The following is a 15,765-nucleotide window of genomic DNA, read 5'->3' as shown; positions in this document are numbered from 1 at the left end:
TCACGTAGCTGAATCCGACGGTGGGACATTTTTTCGGGTTCCGGCGTTGATGCAGGAAAGAGCGCCGGGAACAGGGTCGCGATGGACGTCAAGACGAACATCAAGGGCAGGCTGCCCAGCCGTCACGTGACGGAGGGCCCAGAGCGCGCACCGCACCGGTCCTATCTCTATGCGATGGGGCTGACGACAGCCCAGATTCATCAACCCTTTGTCGGCGTTGCTTCATGTTGGAATGAAGCCGCTCCCTGCAACATTTCGCTGATGCGCCAGGCGCAGGCGGTGAAGAAGGGCGTGGCCTCGGCCGGCGGCACGCCGCGCGAGTTCTGCACCATCACGGTGACCGACGGAATCGCGATGGGCCATGACGGCATGCGCTCGTCGCTGCCGTCGCGTGAATGCATCGCCGATTCGGTCGAGCTGACGATTCGTGGCCACTCCTATGACGCGCTGATCGGGCTCGCCGGCTGCGACAAGTCGCTGCCGGGCATGATGATGGCGATGGTCCGCCTCAACGTGCCGTCGATCTTCATCTATGGCGGCTCGATCCTGCCAGGCAACTTCCGCGGGCAGCCGGTGACCGTGCAGGACATGTTCGAGGCGGTCGGCAAGCACTCGGTCGGAGCCATGTCGGACGAGGACCTCGACGAGATCGAGCGGGTGGCGTGCCCGTCGGCCGGTGCCTGCGGCGCCCAGTTCACCGCCAACACCATGGCCACCGTCTCCGAGGCGATCGGCCTCGCGCTCCCGTATTCTGCCGGGGCCCCGGCGCCTTACGAGATCCGCGACTCCTTCTGCGCCGCCGCCGGTGAGAAGGTGATGGAGCTGATCGAGAAGAACATCCGGCCCCGCGACATCGTCACCCGCGAAGCCCTTGAAAATGCTGCGGCCGTGGTTGCAGCCTCAGGTGGTTCGACCAATGCTGCGCTGCACCTGCCGGCGATCGCCCATGAGTGCGGCATTAAATTCAATTTGTTCGACGTCGCCGAAATCTTCAAAAAGACTCCTTACGTCGCGGATTTGAAGCCGGGCGGCCGTTATGTTGCCAAAGACATGTTTGAAGTAGGTGGCATTCCGCTGCTGATGAAGACGCTGCTCGACAATGGCCACCTGCACGGGAATTGCCTGACCGTCACTGGCCGAACGATCGCCGAAAACCTCAAAAGCGTGAAATGGAATCCGCACCAGGATGTGGTGCGGCCCGCCGACAATCCGATCACCGTGACAGGTGGCGTTGTCGGGCTGAAGGGTAATCTCGCTCCGGAGGGTGCGATCGTGAAGGTCGCGGGAATGTCCAACCTGAGGTTTACCGGTCCGGCCCGGTGCTTCGACCGCGAGGAAGACGCCTTCGAGGCGGTGCAGAAGCGCACCTACAGGGAAGGCGAGGTTATCGTGATCCGCTACGAGGGGCCGAAGGGCGGTCCCGGCATGCGGGAGATGCTGGCGACCACGGCGGCACTGACCGGGCAGGGGATGGGCGGCAAGATTGCCCTGATCACCGATGGCCGGTTCTCCGGCGCCACTCGTGGCTTCTGCATCGGACATATTGGACCCGAAGCGGCCGTCGGCGGGCCGATCGGGTTGTTGCAAGACGGCGACATCATCGAGATCGATGCGGTTGCCGGCACCCTTAACGTAAATTTGAGCGACGCCGAACTCGCAAATCGTAAGACCAAATGGGCCCCTCGCGCGACGAACCATACATCTGGTGCGCTGTGGAAGTACGCCGAGCAAGTGGGGCCGGCGGTGGATGGCGCAGTCACCCATCCGGGTGGCGCGTACGAGAAACAGTGTTATGCGGACGTTTAGGCGTACGATATTTGCGTTTGCGTTAGGGGCCATCCCGATGGCGGGCCCCGGATTCGGATTCGACGGCGCTCCGGTTAACCCACAAGATACGGTTCTTCCTGTGGTTTCCCCGCAGCCCGGGACAGCCGGCGCGCTGAAACGGGCCGCGACTCCGGTGGCGCCTGCGGCGACCTCGCCGACCTCGTCGTTCAGCTCATTGCAGTATCAGGCCGAGGGCGGTCACCCCGTCGCGCAGTGGAAGCTCGGCAAGATGTACGCCGAGGGCGATGGCGTCATCCAGGACGACATGCGCGCCTTCGAGTATTTCAGCCGGATCGCCAATGCGCATGCCGAGGATTCTCCGTCGGCGCCGCAGGCCTCGATCGTGGCCAACGCCTTCGTGGCGCTCGGCCGCTACTATCTGAGCGGCATTCCCAATTCCAAGGTGAAGGCGGATACCGAGCGGGCGCGGGAGATGTTCTCCTATGCCGCGTCCTATTTCGGCAATGCCGACGCCCAGTACGATCTTGCCCGGCTGTACCTGAAGACGCCGGACGCCTCGCGGGACGACTTCCGTTACGGGGCGCGCTGGCTTGGGCTCGCCGCCCAGAAGGGCCAGCATCAGGCGCAGGCGCTGCTCGGCCAGATGCTGTTCAACGGCGACCGCCTGCCGCCGCAGCGGGCACGCGGCCTGATGTGGCTGACGCTGGCGCGCGACAGCGCGACGCCGGACGAGGCCTGGATCAAGGAAAGCTACAACCGGGCGATCGCCAAGGCGTCCGAGGACGATCGCGCGATGGCGCTGCAGATGCTCGAGCACTGGGTGCAGGGCCGCCGGGATTGATCTCCCGGCCGGCCGGCGAGGTCAGGCGGTCTCGAAATCGAGATCGGCCCAGACCGGGACGTGGTCGGACGGCTTCTCCCAGGCGCGGACATAGCTGTCGATGCCGACATCGATCAGCCGGTCGCTCGCCTGCGGCGACATCAAGAGGTGGTCGATGCGCAGGCCCCAGTTCTTCTGCCAGGCGCCGGCCTGGTAGTCCCAGAAGGTGTACTGGCCGGGCTCGTCATTGACCGCCCGCAGCGCGTCGGTCAGGCCGAGGCCGAGCAGGGACTGGAAGGCCTCGCGGGTGGCGGGGCGGAACAGGGCATCATCCGCCCAGGCGGCGGGATTGTAGACGTCGCGGGCCGCCGGAATGACGTTGAAGTCGCCGGCCAGGATCAACGGCTCCTCGGCCTTCAGCCGCTCCTTCGAATACTCAAGAAGCCGCGACATCCACTTGAGCTTGTACGGATATTTGTCGGTATTCGCGGGATTGCCATTGGGCAAATAGAGGCACGCGACCCGGATCACGCCCTGCTTCAGCGTGACGACGCCTTCGAGGAAGCGGGCATGGGCGTCCTCGTCGTCGCCGGCAAGGCCCGATTTGGTTTCGTCGAACGGCAGCTTGGAGAGCAGCGCGACGCCGTTGAAGGTCTTCTGGCCGTGGGTGACGACATTGTACCCGAGCGCCTCGACCTCGAGGCGGGGAAACGCGTCGTCGACGCATTTGATCTCCTGCAGACAGACGATGTCGGGGGAACACTCCTTCAGCCAGCTGACCAGAAGTTCGATCCGTTGCCGGACCGAGTTGACGTTCCACGTAGCGATGCGCATGCAAATGACCGGATTGAAGCCGCACTATTTCACTTAGGTGGCATACCATGGGCGGTCCGCCTGTGCTAACCCTCTCCGGAAACAAGGCGCAACAATTGCCGACGGGGGAGTGACGACGCGCACCGGCCTGCAAGGGAAGCCGGCGGCGCACGTGCAAAACTTATGAAAAAACGCAATTTGGTTCTGACTGTCGCTGTTCTCGGCATTGCGGCCGGGGCGGCTTACATGACCCGCACTTCATGGATGGGTGGCGGCGCCGCCACCGCGCAAGGGACGGCGCGGCCGCGCGTGGTGTCCGTGGATCTCGCCAAGGCGGAACGCAAATCGGTTCCGGTCGATGTCGATGCCATCGGGCAGGTCACGCCGGTCTCCAGCGTGGCGCTGAAGTCGCGGCTGGAGACCACCATCGTCTCGGTGCATTTCGAGGACGGCGCCAAGGTCAATGAAGGCGATCTCCTGTTCACGCTCGACGCGCGGCAGATCGACGCGCAGATCGAGCAGGCCGAGGGCGTCCTGGCCCGCGACCAGGCCCAGCTCGAGGGCGCGCAGCGCGACCTCCGCCGCTACACCGAGCTGGTCGGCAAGGGCGCGACCACGCAGGTCAACCTCGACAACGCCAAGACCCAGTCCGACGTCCTGATCGGCACCATCAAGGCCGACCGGTTCGCGCTGGAAAATCTCCGCGTCCAGAAGAGCTACACCGTCATCCGCGCACCGTTCGCGGGACGGATCAGCGCCGCCAACGTCAAGGTCGGCAACTTCGTCCGCCCCGCCGACACCCAGCCGCTCGCGGTCATCAACCAGATGGCGCCGGTCTATGTCACCTTCGCGATCCCGCAGCGGGCGCTGGTCGATCTGCGCGACGCGATGGGCAAGGGCGATTCAAAGGTGATCGCGACCATTCCCGGCCACCAGCGTTCCGAGCGCGGCAAGGTCGCGATGGTCGAGAACGCCGTCGACGCGACCACCGGCATGGTGACCGTGCGCGGCATCATGAACAACGAGAGCGAGACGCTGTGGCCCGGCACCATCGTGCAGACCAAGCTGATCATCCGCAGCGAAGACGCGGTCGTGGTGCCGACGGTCGCCGTGCAGCGCAGCCAGAACGGCAATTTCGTCTTCGTCGTCAGGGACGGCGTCGCCAAGGTCCAGCCGGTCAAGGTCGATCGCACCTTCCAGGGCAGCTCGGTGATCTCAGACGGATTGGCGGGCGATGAAAGCGTCGTCGTCGACGGCCAGCTGCTGCTGTCCGAGGGATCGCGGGTCGAACTGCGGGCGCGCAAGGCCGGAGCCTGACCGATGACGCTCTCCGAGCTTTGCATCCGCCGCCCGGTCATGACGACGCTGATCACGGCGTCGATCATCGCATTCGGAGTGTTCGGCTTCCGCCTGCTGCCGGTCTCGGCGCTGCCCAAGGTGGACTTCCCGACCATCGCGGTGACCGCGACCCTGCCCGGCGCCAGCGCCGACACCATGGCGGCCTCGGTCGCCGGCATCATCGAGCGCCAGCTCTCGACCATTGCCGACATCTCCTCGATGTCCTCGAACTCCTCGCAGGGCACGAGCGTCATCACCATCCAGTTCGACCTCAACCGCAACATCGACGCTGCCGCGCTCGACGTGCAGACCGCGTTGACGATCGCGCAACGCCGCCTGCCGATCGAGATGACGATCCCGCCGAGCTTCCGGAAGGTGAACCCGGCGGACTTCCCGGTGCTGTTCGTTTCGCTCGGCTCGGCGACACTGCCGCTGTCGAGCGTCAATGAATATGGCGACATCACCATCGGGCAGGCGCTGTCGCAGCTGCCGGGCGTCGCCCAGGTGCTGATCTACGGCGCGCAGAAATTTGCCATCCGCGTCCAGGCCGATCCGGAGGCGGCGGCTGCCCGCAGCGTCTCGATGGAGGATATCCGCGCCGCGGTGTCGCGCGCCAATTCCTCGACCCCGGTCGGCACCTTGAACGGCCCCAAGCAGGACGTCGCGCTGCAGGCCTCCGGCCAGATGGACAAGGCGGCCGACTACCGCCAGATCTATGTCGCCTGGCGCAACGGCTCGCCGGTCCGGCTCGACGAGATCGCCAAGGTCTATGACAGCGTCGAGAACGACAAGATCGCGACCTGGATGAACGACGAGCGGGCGATCGTGCTCGCGATCCAGAAGCAGCCCGACGCCAACACCGTGGCGGTGGTCGATGGCGTGCTGGCCAAGCTGCCGTCGCTGCGCGCCGCGATCCCACCCTCGGTGACCATGCAGGTCATGATGGACCGCTCGGTCTCGATCCGCCAGGCAGTCAGCGACGTCGAGGAGACCCTGCTGATCGCGATCGGCCTCGTGATCCTCGTGATCTTCCTGTTCCTGCGCTCGGCCTCTGCCACGTTCATTCCGGCGCTGGCGGTGCCGATCTCGCTGTTCGGCACCTGCGCGGCGATGTACGCGCTGGACTACTCCATCAACAACATGACGCTGCTGGCGCTGACGCTCTCGGTCGGCTTCGTGGTCGACGACGCCATCGTCATGCTGGAGAATATCGTCCGCCATATCGAGCACGGCATGAAGCCGTTCGAGGCGGCGCTGAAGGGCGCCCGCGAGATCGGCTTCACGATCATCTCGATCACCTTCTCGCTGATCGCCGTGTTCATTCCGGTGCTGCTGATGGGCGGCATTGTGGGCCGCGTATTCCGCGAGTTCGCGGTGACGATCTCGGTTGCCATCATCGTCTCCGGCTTCGTGTCGCTGACCTTGACGCCGATGCTGTGCGCCCGCGTGCTGCGCACGCATGACGCGACCAAGCGGCCGAACGTGGTGCTGCGGGCGTTCGAGGCGATGTTCGAGGCCTGGCTGCGGGCCTATGAATGGGCGCTGGATTGGGTGCTGGCCAAGAAGGCCCTGATGCTGGTGGTGACGCTGGCTACGCTGGGCGGCACCATCTACCTCTACATGATCGTGCCGAAGGGCTTCTTCCCGCAGGAGGACACCGGCTTTCTGATCGGCGTGACGGAGGCTGCGACCGACACCTCGTTCGAGGCGATGAAGGTGCGCCAGCAGGCGCTGGTCGAGGTGCTCCGGACCGATCCGGCGATAGAGTACATCAACTCTACGGTCGGCTCCGGCGGTCCCAATCCGACGGCGAATTACGGCCGGCTGTTCATCGCGCTGAAGCCGCAGAAGATGCGTGACAACGCCACCGTCGTGATCGGCCGTCTGCGGCAGAAGGCGCGCGAGATCCCGGGCATGCAGGCGTTCTTCCAGAGCATCCAGAACCTCAGCATCGGCGGGCGTATCTCCAAGAGCCAGTATCAGTATGTGATGCAGAGCGGCGATACCGAGGCGCTGTACCGGCTGGCGCCCGAGATGCGCGACAAGATCGAGAAGATACCGGGCTTGCTCGATGTCACCACCGACCTCTACATCAAGAACCCGCAGATGACGGTCGACATCGATCGCGAGAAGGCGGCGGTCTACGGCGTCACCGTCGATCAGGTCCGCAACCAGCTCTACAACGCCTACGGCGCGCGGCAGGTCGGCACCATCTACATGCCGTCGAACGACTACCAGATCATCCTCGAGGTGCAGCCGCAGTTCCGCGTCGATCCGTCCGACCTCTCGAAGCTCTACATGAAGACCGCGAACAACCAGACCATTCCGCTGGATGCGGTGGCGAGGCTGGTGCCGACGGTCGGGCCGTTGCAGATCAACCACCAGGGCCAGCAGCCGGCGGTAACGATCTCCTTCAACCTCGCGCCGGGCACCTCACTCGGCTACGCGGTCGACAAGATCACCGAACTCGAGCAGACCGCGAATTTGCCGCCGACGATTGTGACCGGCTTCTCCGGCACCGCGCAGGTGTTCCAGGATTCGCTGCGCGGGCAGGGTGTGCTGATCCTCGCCGCGGTGTTCGCGGCGTTTGTGATCCTCGGCATTCTCTATGAGAGCTTCATCCACCCGATCACGATCATCTCCGGCCTGCCGTCGGCCGGCATCGGCGCGATCCTGACGCTGATGATGTTCGGAATGGAGCTGTCGGTGATTGCGATGATCGGCATCGTGATGCTGGTCGGCATCGTCAAGAAGAACGCGATCATGATGGTCGACTTCGCGCTGGAGCGACGCCGGGTCGGCCTGAGCGCCGAGCATGCGATCCGCGAGGCGGCGCTGCTGCGCTTCCGTCCGATCATGATGACGACGTTCGCGGCGATCTTCGGCACGCTGCCGATCGCGCTCGGCGCGGGCGCCGGCGCCGAACTGCGTCAGCCGCTCGGCGTCGCCGTGGTCGGCGGCCTCTGCGTCTCGCAGCTGCTGACGCTGTTCATCACGCCGGTCATCTACATCTACCTCGACCGCATCGACCGCAGGCTGCGGCGCAAGCTCGATCCGCAGGTGGAGGCGGGCGGCGACGTCGAGCGGCCGCAGGTGGTCGCGGCGGAATAGCCGAGCGTTCGGCGCGAGCCGGAAACCGGCTCGCCGGGAGAAACTGCTCCGGATCGTGAGGCGTTAGATCGAGAAGCTGGTCCCGCAGCCGCAGGAGGCGGTGGCGTTTGGATTGACGACGCGGAACGAGGCGCCGATCAGGTCGTCGACGAAGTCGACTTCCGAGCCCGCGAGGAAGGGGACCGAGGCGGGATCGATCAGCACCACCGCGCTGTCGCGCTCGATCACGAGGTCGTCATCGGCCTGGGTGCGCTCGACGTCGAACTTGTACTGGAAACCGGAGCAGCCGCCGCCCTCGACCGAAATGCGCAGCTTGGCGCCTTCGCCTTCCTTGCTGAGGATCTGCCCGATCCGGCGGGCGGCCCGTTCGCTGACGGTGATGGCAGCAGTCATGTCGGTCTCCGAAACCCTATTTGAGCGTGATCCGATCGGGATCAGGCCCGGCGTCATCCCCAATTCATTTGGTCGGCCGCCTCAGTCATAGTTAAGTGCGTCGGACCATGGAATCAAATGGATAAGGACTAAAATACAGTGTCGGTCGGAATGGCTGCCCCCCGCGCGCCTTATGCCTGCGACCCCGATCGCAGCCGCGGCCGGCTGGTCGCGGAGCCGCCGAGCCGGACCCGCAGCCCGTTCCGGCGCGACTGCGACCGGGTGATCCATTCCACCGCGTTCCGCCGCCTCAAGCACAAGACCCAGGTCTTCGTCTTCCACGAAGGCGATCACTACCGCACCCGGCTGACCCATTCGCTGGAGGTCGCGCAGATCGCCCGGGCGCTGGCCCGCCAACTCGGGGTCGACGAGGACCTGACCGAGACGCTGGCGCTGGCGCATGACCTCGGCCATCCGCCGTTCGGGCATGCCGGCGAGCGGGCGCTCGACGAATGCCTCAGGGATGACGGCGGCTTCGACCACAATGCGCAGGCGCTGCGGGTCGTCACGTCGCTGGAGCATCGCTACCCCGAATTCGGCGGGCTGAACCTGACCTGGGAATCGCTCGAGGGGATCGTCAAGCACAACGGTCCGCTGACCGAGCGCAATGGCGCGCCCGCAGGCCGCTACCTGGAGAGTGGAATCCCGATCGGAATTGCCGACTACAACAAGGGCTACGACCTCGAGCTCTGGAGCTATGCCTCGCTCGAGGCGCAGATCGCGGCCTTCGCCGACGACATCGCCTATGACGCGCACGATATCGATGACGGCCTGCGTGCCGGTCTTTTCGCGGTCGACGATCTCAAGGAGATGCCGCTGACCGCCGACATCATCGCCGAGATCGACCGTCACTATCCCGGGCTCGACGAGGTCCGGCGCGGCGCCGAACTGGTGCGTGAGCTGATCTCACACTTCATCAGCGCAGTCTTCAACGAGGCCAGCCGACGCCTCGCGGCGGCGCAGCCGCAATCGGCGCACGACGTGCGCCACCACAATGCCCCGCTGATTGCGTTTCCGTCCGAGGTGGCGGAGCAGGAGGCGGCGATCAAGGCGTTCCTGTTCCGGCGGATGTATCGCCACAAGCGGGTGATGCTGGTGATGGGGGAGGCGGAGGAGGTGGTCCGCAATCTGTTCGAGCGCTACCAGCAATCGCCTGAAGACCTGCCGGCGGAATGGATCGAGGGGAGCGTGCAGGAGACCGGGGGCGCTCGGAACAGGCGGATCGGCAATTTCATTGCCGGGATGACCGACCGTTTCGCCCTGATCGAGCACCAAAGGCTTTTTGACTCGACCCCGGATTTGCGTTAGCGCCCTGCCATGGCCGACACCACTGCTTCACCACACCTTTTTGCCGACATGTTGACGCGCGTGCACGCGATCTGTGCCGCTGTGGCAGCCGAGGACAATTGGCCCGCCGGCATCGATCTGTCCCGCGTCGTGGTGGAGCCGCCGCGCGACGCCAGCCATGGCGACATGGCGACCAATGCCGCGATGGTGCTCGCCAAGGACGCCAAGGCCAAGCCGCGCGAGCTTGCCGACAAGATCGCCGAGCGCCTGCGCGCCGATGCGCTGGTGGCGTCGGTCGATGTCGCCGGGCCCGGCTTCATCAACCTGACCTTGAAGCCGCAAGTCTGGTCGGACGCGCTACGCGCCGTGCTGGCCGCCGGCTCGGCTTACGGGCGCAGCGACGTCGGCAAGGCCGAGAAGGTCAATGTCGAATACGTCTCGGCCAACCCGACCGGGCCGATGCATGTCGGCCATTGCCGCGGCGCCGTGTTCGGCGACGCGCTGTGCAGCCTGCTGCAATTCGCGGGCTTCGACGTCTGCCGCGAATATTACATCAACGACGCCGGCGCCCAGGTCGACGTGCTCGCGCGTTCGGCGTTCCTGCGCTACCGCGAGGCACTCGGCCAGGACATCGGCGCGATCCCGGAAGGGCTCTATCCCGGCGACTACCTCGTGCCGGTCGGCGAGGCGCTCGCCAAAGAATATGGCGAGAAGCTGCTCGACATGCAGGAAGCCGCGTGGCTGCCGATCGTACGCGACAAGGCGATCGCCATGATGATGGAGATGATCAAGGGCGATCTCGCCGCGCTCAATATCCATCACGACGTGTTCTTCTCCGAGCGCTCGCTGATCACGTCAGGCAACAACAAGGTCGCCGAGACCATCGATTTCCTGCGCGCCAAGGGCGACATCTACGAGGGCCGTTTGCCGCCGCCGAAGGGCAAGCCGGTCGAGGACTACGAGGACCGCGAGCAGTCGCTGTTCCGCGCCACCGCCTATGGCGATGACGTCGATCGTCCGCTGATCAAGTCGGACGGATCCTACACCTACTTCGCATCCGACATCGCCAACCACCGCTACAAGTTCGAGCGTGGCTTCACCAATCTGATCGACGTGTTCGGTGCCGATCACGGCGGCTACATCAAGCGCATGCAGGCCGCCGTGAAGGCGGTGACCGCGGGCAAGGCTGTGCTCGACGTCAAGATCGTGCAGCTCGTGAAGCTGCTGCGCGACGGCGAGCCGGTGAAGATGTCGAAGCGGTCCGGCGAGTTCGTCACGCTGCGCGAGGTGGTCGACGAGGTCGGCTCCGACGCTGTCCGATTCATGATGCTGTTCCGCAAGAACGACGCGGTGCTCGATTTCGACCTCGCCAAGGTGATCGAGCAGTCAAAGGACAACGCGGTCTTCTACGTCCAGTACGGCCACGCCCGCGGCCACTCGATCTTCCGCAACGCGCGGGAGGAAGCGGTTCCCGATCTGCCCGAGACCGATGAGGCCCGGCTGGCCTATCTCCGTAATGCTACGGTCGAGCGGCTGACCGACCCGGCCGAGCTCGAGCTGCTCAAGCGGCTTGCGCTTTATCCGCGGATGATCGAGGCTGCGGCGGTGGCACATGAGCCGCACCGAATCGCTTTTTATCTCTATGATTTGGCCAGTGAATTTCATGCGCTTTGGACCAAGGGGCGCGATTTGCCCTATTTACGCTTCATTATCAATAATGATGCAGAGATCACGAGGGCGCGACTGGCAATGGTTCAGGGCGTCGTCTCGGTTCTGGCATCGGGCTTAGCTGTTCTAGGCGTCCACGCTCCGACCGAGATGCGGTAGGCAGGGGCATTAGGCCCTCACGAGTGGGGATTTGTGAGGGCGTCTGGCAGAGGCCAACTCGTACGGACCGGCTGTGCCGGCGATCTTGGCGCTGTCCCGAAGGGGATGCATCATCACAATGGCTGATCGATATCAGGACCGACATTTTCCCGCCGACACGGCTTCCAAGGCCGACAGCGATCCGCTTGCCGAACTGGCACGGCTGATCGGCCAGACGGATCCGTTCGGCTCCTCCAACAAGCCGCCGCCGCGTCCGCTGCAGTCGCGCGCCAACGCGCGGCCGCAACAATACGAGCCGCAGGCCGCGGAAGAGGATGCGCCGCCCGCGGGCCCGCCGCCCTGGATGCAGCGCGCGCGGCAGGAGGCCGTCGCTCCGCCTCCCGTGCAGCACACCGAAGACGAAGAGCCCGAGCAGGACTACCAGCCGAAGCCGGTGCATCCGTTGCACCGCTATGCGGCCCAACAGGCGCAGCCCGCGCCTGCGCCGGTGGCGCAGTATCGGCCGGTCGAGGCCCCTCGGCAGCCGGAGGCATTTGACGAGGAGCCGCACTATCAGAGTGGCGGTCAGAGTCAGGATCCGTCGCGCTATGACGACGCGCTCTACGGCCAGCTGGAAGCCGGCGAGCAGGACCTGCAGCGCGATCCCGCCTATCCGGACGATCCCTATGCCTATGAGGAGGCATACGAGGAAGAACCCGAGCCCCGTCGGCGGCGCAGCGGCCTGATAACGGTCGCCGCGGTGCTGGCGCTTGGCGTGTTCGGCGTCGGTGGCGCGTACGCCTACCGGACCTATGTCGGCTCGCCCCGCAGCGGTGAGCCGCCGATCATCAAGGCTGACAACACGCCGACCAAGGTGATCCCGGCCCAGGCCGATGCGCCGGCCAAGACGCCGGACCGGATGGCGACGGGCGACGGCACCGAGAAGATCGTGTCGCGTGAAGAGACGCCGGTCGACGTCAATTCGAAGACCGCCGGACCGCGCGTCGTGTTTCCGCCGCTGAACGCCAATGCGAATCCGCCGCCGGCGGCCAGCGTGCAGACGGCGCAACCCGCGCCGGCGCCGCTCACCGCGAACGGCACGTTGCCGAACAACGAGCCGCGCAAGGTCCGCACCCTCTCGGTTAAGGGCGATACGCCCGATGGCACGCAGGCCACCGCGGCCGTGCCTGCAAAACCTCCGGCGGCGGCGAAGCCTCCGGTGTCGCGTGGCAACCCGGCTGCGGCCAATGCCAGCGTCAACTCGCCAATGTCGCTTGTTCCCGGCCAGGCTGAGGCGGCTCCGGCCGCGCCTCCGACCAGGGTGGCGTCGACCTCGGCGGCTCCGGTTGGTGGCGGCGGATATCTGGTCCAGGTGTCCTCGCAGAAGAACGAGGCGGACGCGCAGGCGTCCTATCGGACGCTGCAGGGCAAGTATCGCAACGTGCTCGGTTCGCAGCCCTTGGTGGTGAAGCGCGTCGATCTCGGAGAGAAAGGCGTCTACTACCGCGCCTTTGCCGGCCCGTTCGCGTCCTCGGAAGAGGCGAGCCAAGTGTGCAAGAGCCTGATGTCGGCGGGTGGACCGCAGTGCCTCATCCAAAGAAATTAAGGGCGGTTTCCTTGACCCGTGAGCTGCATACGGCCTAATCGGCCGAATGACGAACCGCGCATTCATCACAGGCATATCCGGGCTGATCCTCAACGACGCCGAACGCGAATTCATTCGCGCCGAGCGGCCATGGGGCTTCATCCTGTTCAAGCGCAACATCGAGAGTCCTGCCCAAGTGGCGGCTCTTGTTGGGGAACTCCGGTCCGCAGTCGGCGTCGCCGATGCCCCGGTCCTGATCGATCAGGAAGGCGGGCGGGTGCAGCGGCTCGGCCCGCCGCATTGGCCGGCCTATCCCCCGGGCGCGAGCTTTGGGGCGCTCTACGACATTGATCCGAAGCTTGGACTTGCGGCAGCCCGGCTCAGCTCACGGCTGATTGCGGCCGATCTGATCGATCTCGGAATCACCGTCGATTGCCTGCCCTTGGCCGACGTTCCCGTGGCCGGGGCGGATGCGGTGATCGGCAACCGGGCCTATGGAACCGAGCCGGACAAGGTCGCGGCGATCGCCCGCGCGGTCACGGACGGGCTGGAACAGGGCGGGGTGCTGCCGGTTCTCAAGCATATTCCCGGCCATGGCCGGGCCACGGCGGACAGCCATTTCCGGCTTCCGACGGTCGGTACCGCCAGGGACGAGCTGGAACGGACCGATTTTGCTGCGTTCCAGCCGCTCGCGGACCTGCCGATGGCGATGACTGCACATGTTGTGTTTAGCGCGCTCGACCCCGTCCATCCGGCGACGACTTCTGCGACAATCGTCGAACAGGTGATTCGCGGCCTGATCGGGTTCCAAGGTTTGTTGATGAGTGATGACGTGTCGATGAATGCTCTGGCCGGATCGATTGCCGAGCGGACCCGCGCCATCGTCACCGCCGGTTGCGACATGGTTCTGCACTGCAACGGCAATATTGACGAGATGCGCGAGGTCGCACGCGAAACGCCGGAACTGACCGGCAAGGCGCTTGAGCGCGCCAACGCGACGCTCGCCGCGCGCAAGCCGCCTCAGCCGCTCGACCGGCAGGCGGCACGGGCTGAACTGGATGCGTTGTTGGATCGGGTAGGGACGGCATGACCGCTGAAATTCTTTCGTTTGATACCGGGCGGCCGGCCGACCTCGCCGAGGGCGAACCGGCGCTGGTGGTCGACGTCGAGGGCTACGAGGGCCCGCTCGATCTGCTGTTGACGCTGGCGCGACAGCAGAAGGTCGACCTGTCGAAGATCTCGATCCTCGCGCTCGCCGACCAATATCTTTCGTTCATCGAGGCGGCGCGCAAGATTCGCCTCGAGCTTGCGGCCGACTACCTGGTGATGGCGGCGTGGCTGGCGTTCCTGAAGTCGCGGCTCCTGCTGCCCGAGCCGCCGACCGCGGAGGGGCCGAGCGCCGAGGAAATGGCGACCGCGCTCGCCAACCGGCTGCGCCGGCTGGAGGCGATCCGCGAGGCGGCGAACCGGCTGATGAACCGGCCGCAGTTCCAGCGCGATATCTTTCCGCGCGGCAATCCGGAATCGATCGCCGAGATCAAGCATCCGAAGTTCACCGCGACATTGTACGACCTGCTGTCGGCCTATGCCACGCAGCGCGCGTCGCGCGTTCTGACATCGGTGCATCTGGCCAAGCGGACGGTGTGGTCGCTCGCCGAAGCGCGCGCGTCGCTGGAGCGGCTGGTCGGCCTCGCCGAGGAATGGAGCTGCCTCGACGAGTACCTGATGAAGTACGTCGCAGATCCCAAGCAGAAGGCGACGGTGTTCGCCTCGAGCTTCGCGGCCGCCCTCGAACTGGTTCGCGAAGGCGAGATGGAGATCAACCAGAAGCAGGCGTTCGCGCCGATCTATTTCCGAAAGCGTCAAGCGCAGGCCGCAATGGCCGCGCCGGACCTGTCGGTTGAGTAAGTGGAAGAAGGAGAGCAAGCCCATGGCAAGCTTGGCGGAAGTGCGCAGAGAAGAGCCCGAGGAGGAGGTTTCTCCTATGGATCCGGTGGCGCGTCCTGAGGAATTGCGGCTCCTGGAAGCCCTGTTGTTTGCATCGGCCGAGCCGATCGATCAGGCAACGCTGGCAAAGCGGATGCCCGACGGCGTCGACGTCAAGGCGGCGTTGGCACAGTTGCAGGCGGAATACGCGCCGCGCGGCGTCAACCTGGTGCGTGTCGCCAACAAGTGGACGTTCCGCACCGCGGGCGATCTGTCGTGGCTGATGACGCGCGAGAGCACCGAGACCCGGAAGCTGTCGCGTGCCGCGATCGAGGTGCTGGCGATCGTCGCCTATCACCAGCCGGTTACCCGCGCCGAAATCGAAGAGATTCGCGGCGTGGTCACGTCGAAGGGCACGATCGACGTGCTGCTCGAGACCGGCTGGATCCGCCCGCGCGGCCGCCGCAAGACGCCGGGCCGTCCACTGACCTTCGGAACCACCGACGCGTTCCTCTCGCAGTTCAGCCTGGAAGCGCTCGGCGACCTGCCGGGGCTCGAGGAGCTGAAGGGCACGGGTCTGCTCGACTCGCGTCTGCCGACCGGATTTTCCGTTCCGTCGCCGTCGGATGACGCGACGCTGCGGGAGGACGAGGAGCCGCTCGAGCCGGGTGATACGCTGGAACTGCTGCTGGCGCCGGCCATCGAGCCGGAAGCCGAGGAACCCAAGATTGAGGCCGAAAAGACTGAGGTCGAAGCGACTGCGGAGGTTGAAACCACCGCCGAGGCCGAGGTCGAGGCGGATGTTGCCTCTGACGCGGATACGGCCGAACCTGACGCTGGCGAGCCGCAAGACCGGATC

At 65.4% G+C, this 15,765-nt stretch carries 11 protein-coding genes and 1 pseudogene; 10 read left to right on the top strand and 2 right to left on the bottom strand.

Annotated elements, in window-relative coordinates; genetic code table 11:
- The first annotated feature begins 81 nt into the window (after positions 1–81).
- The gene (gene ilvD, locus QJT82_RS02875) at positions 82–1,806 is read left to right on the top strand and encodes a dihydroxy-acid dehydratase (protein WP_028342086.1); all 1,725 of its coding nucleotides are present in this window, start codon (positions 82–84) and stop codon (positions 1,804–1,806) included.
- Positions 1,793–2,629 carry a tetratricopeptide repeat protein gene (locus tag QJT82_RS02870; protein WP_028342085.1) on the top strand — a complete coding sequence of 279 codons (837 nt, stop codon included), beginning with the start codon at positions 1,793–1,795 and terminating at the stop codon, positions 2,627–2,629. The genes ilvD and QJT82_RS02870 overlap by 14 nt, the downstream gene beginning before the upstream one ends.
- 21 nt (positions 2,630–2,650) lie before the next feature.
- Here QJT82_RS02870 and xth read toward each other — a convergent pair whose 3' ends face one another.
- On the bottom strand, positions 2,651–3,442 hold the full coding sequence (gene xth, locus QJT82_RS02865) for an exodeoxyribonuclease III (RefSeq protein WP_028342084.1): 792 nt from the start codon (positions 3,440–3,442) through the stop codon (positions 2,651–2,653).
- Positions 3,443–3,604: 162 nt separating this feature from the next.
- Between xth and QJT82_RS02860 the strand changes: the two genes are divergently transcribed.
- Positions 3,605–4,738 carry an efflux RND transporter periplasmic adaptor subunit gene (locus tag QJT82_RS02860; protein ID WP_028342083.1) on the top strand — a complete coding sequence of 378 codons (1,134 nt, stop codon included), beginning with the start codon at positions 3,605–3,607 and terminating at the stop codon, positions 4,736–4,738.
- A gap of 3 nt (positions 4,739–4,741) precedes the next feature.
- On the top strand, positions 4,742–7,870 hold the full coding sequence (locus QJT82_RS02855; protein WP_264641819.1) for an efflux RND transporter permease subunit: 3,129 nt from the start codon (positions 4,742–4,744) through the stop codon (positions 7,868–7,870).
- A 63-nt stretch (positions 7,871–7,933) separates the two neighbouring features.
- Here the strand turns inward: QJT82_RS02855 and erpA are convergent, their stop codons facing one another.
- Positions 7,934–8,263, bottom strand: a complete 330-nt coding sequence (erpA, locus tag QJT82_RS02850) for an iron-sulfur cluster insertion protein ErpA (protein WP_016846874.1) — start codon at positions 8,261–8,263, stop codon at positions 7,934–7,936.
- Positions 8,264–8,401: 138 nt separating this feature from the next.
- On the opposite strand from erpA, the gene QJT82_RS02845 reads away from it, so the two are divergent.
- The 6 genes and pseudogenes from QJT82_RS02845 to scpB all read left to right on the top strand — a co-directional run.
- On the top strand, positions 8,402–9,610 hold the full coding sequence (locus QJT82_RS02845; protein WP_028342081.1) for a deoxyguanosinetriphosphate triphosphohydrolase: 1,209 nt from the start codon (positions 8,402–8,404) through the stop codon (positions 9,608–9,610).
- 9 nt (positions 9,611–9,619) lie between these two features.
- Complete coding sequence (gene argS, locus QJT82_RS02840) at positions 9,620–11,416, top strand: arginine--tRNA ligase (protein WP_028342080.1); 1,797 nt, start codon at positions 9,620–9,622, stop codon at positions 11,414–11,416.
- A 118-nt stretch (positions 11,417–11,534) separates the two neighbouring features.
- Positions 11,535–13,001, top strand: a complete 1,467-nt coding sequence (locus QJT82_RS02835) for an SPOR domain-containing protein (protein ID WP_028342079.1) — start codon at positions 11,535–11,537, stop codon at positions 12,999–13,001.
- Positions 13,002–13,047: 46 nt separating this feature from the next.
- Positions 13,048–14,070, top strand: coding sequence for a beta-N-acetylhexosaminidase (nagZ, locus tag QJT82_RS02830; RefSeq protein ID WP_028342078.1), 1,023 nt, complete (start codon positions 13,048–13,050; stop codon positions 14,068–14,070).
- Positions 14,067–14,888: a ScpA family protein gene (locus QJT82_RS02825; protein ID WP_028342077.1), complete on the top strand. Its 822-nt coding sequence runs from the start codon at positions 14,067–14,069 to the stop codon at positions 14,886–14,888. Before nagZ ends, QJT82_RS02825 begins: the two co-directional genes overlap by 4 nt.
- Before the next feature lie 22 nt (positions 14,889–14,910).
- A pseudogene (gene scpB / locus QJT82_RS02820) lies at positions 14,911–15,735 on the top strand (SMC-Scp complex subunit ScpB); the annotation flags it as partial.
- Between the last annotated feature and the right edge of the window lie 30 nt (positions 15,736–15,765).

Origin of the sequence: Bradyrhizobium sp. Mp19, from assembly GCF_029952935.1 — a bacterium.
In the GTDB taxonomy this organism is placed as follows: domain Bacteria; phylum Pseudomonadota; class Alphaproteobacteria; order Rhizobiales; family Xanthobacteraceae; genus Bradyrhizobium; species Bradyrhizobium elkanii.
Note: the sequence above shows the minus strand (reverse complement) of the source record. Positions and strands in the feature narration are given on the sequence as shown.

Excerpts from the sequence above, each read along its gene's own strand:
- ilvD (WP_028342086.1), top strand. The coding sequence starts at position 82 with ATGGACGTCAAGACGAACATCAAGGGCAGGCTGCCCAGCCGTCACGTG.
- QJT82_RS02870 (WP_028342085.1), top strand. The coding sequence starts at position 1,793 with ATGCGGACGTTTAGGCGTACGATATTTGCGTTTGCGTTAGGGGCCATC.
- xth (WP_028342084.1), bottom strand. The coding sequence starts at position 3,442 with ATGCGCATCGCTACGTGGAACGTCAACTCGGTCCGGCAACGGATCGAA.
- QJT82_RS02860 (WP_028342083.1), top strand. The coding sequence starts at position 3,605 with ATGAAAAAACGCAATTTGGTTCTGACTGTCGCTGTTCTCGGCATTGCG.
- QJT82_RS02855 (WP_264641819.1), top strand. The coding sequence starts at position 4,742 with ATGACGCTCTCCGAGCTTTGCATCCGCCGCCCGGTCATGACGACGCTG.
- erpA (WP_016846874.1), bottom strand. The coding sequence starts at position 8,263 with ATGACTGCTGCCATCACCGTCAGCGAACGGGCCGCCCGCCGGATCGGG.
- argS (WP_028342080.1), top strand. The coding sequence starts at position 9,620 with ATGGCCGACACCACTGCTTCACCACACCTTTTTGCCGACATGTTGACG.
- QJT82_RS02835 (WP_028342079.1), top strand. The coding sequence starts at position 11,535 with ATGGCTGATCGATATCAGGACCGACATTTTCCCGCCGACACGGCTTCC.
- nagZ (WP_028342078.1), top strand. The coding sequence starts at position 13,048 with ATGACGAACCGCGCATTCATCACAGGCATATCCGGGCTGATCCTCAAC.
- QJT82_RS02825 (WP_028342077.1), top strand. The coding sequence starts at position 14,067 with ATGACCGCTGAAATTCTTTCGTTTGATACCGGGCGGCCGGCCGACCTC.